This window comes from Mesorhizobium sp. M2A.F.Ca.ET.067.02.1.1, from assembly GCF_004023285.1.
In the GTDB taxonomy this organism is placed as follows: domain Bacteria; phylum Pseudomonadota; class Alphaproteobacteria; order Rhizobiales; family Rhizobiaceae; genus Mesorhizobium.
In genome coordinates this window covers 1-885 of the sequence record NZ_RZSB01001257.1, presented here as the reverse complement: position 1 = coordinate 885, position 885 = coordinate 1, and the positions used below count along the sequence as shown (strand labels likewise).

At 63.3% G+C, this 885-nt stretch carries 2 protein-coding genes; both read left to right on the top strand.

Features of this window, described 5'->3' with window-relative positions; translation table 11 throughout:
* Positions 1-758, top strand: a 758-nt coding sequence (gene pdhA, locus EOA28_RS37160) for a pyruvate dehydrogenase (acetyl-transferring) E1 component subunit alpha (protein WP_128315910.1), incomplete at its 5' end; no start/stop codon positions are given.
* Positions 759-773: 15 nt separating this feature from the next.
* Positions 774-885 (top strand): biotin/lipoyl-containing protein (locus EOA28_RS37155; RefSeq protein ID WP_148671179.1); only part of this gene is annotated, 112 nt, incomplete at its 3' end.

Below are 885 nucleotides of genomic sequence, written 5' to 3'. Positions count from 1 at the left end.
GCCACATGCTGGCGATGGAGCTTTCGCCGCGCGGCGTCATGGCCGAGCTCACCGGGCGCCGCGGCGGCCTGTCGAAGGGCAAAGGCGGCTCCATGCACATGTTCTCCAAGGAGAAGCATTTCTATGGCGGCCACGGCATCGTCGGTGCCCAGGTGTCGCTCGGCACCGGTCTCGCCTTCGCCAACCGCTACCGCGACAATAAGAACGTTTCGCTGACTTATTTCGGCGACGGCGCCGCCAACCAGGGCCAGGTCTATGAGAGCTTCAACATGGCCTCGCTGTGGAAGCTGCCGGTGATCTACATCATCGAGAACAACCGCTACGCCATGGGCACGTCGGTGTCGCGCTCGTCGGCAGAGACCGACTTCTCGCATCGCGGCGCTTCCTTCAAGATCCCCGGCATCCAGGTCGACGGCATGGACGTCCGCGCCGTGAAGTCGGCCGCCGACATCGCCACCGAATGGTGCCGCGCCGGCAACGGCCCGCTTATCCTCGAAATGCAGACCTACCGCTATCGCGGCCATTCGATGTCCGACCCGGCGAAGTACCGCTCTAAGGAGGAGGTGCAGAAGATGCGCTCCGAGCACGACCCGATCGAGCAGGTTCGGGTGCGGCTGCTCGACAAGAAGTGGGCAAGCGAGGACGAGCTCAAGGCCATCGACAAGGAAGTTCGCGACATCGTCGCCGACGCCGCCGAATTCGCCCAGAACGACGCCGAGCCGGATCCGTCCGAGCTCTGGACCGACATCGTACTCTAAGGGGAGGGCAAGGACATGCCGATCGAAATTCTCATGCCCGCGCTCTCACCGACGATGGAAGAGGGCAATCTTTCCAAATGGTTGAAGAACGAGGGCGACAAGGTCGTCGCCGGTGACGTGATCGCCG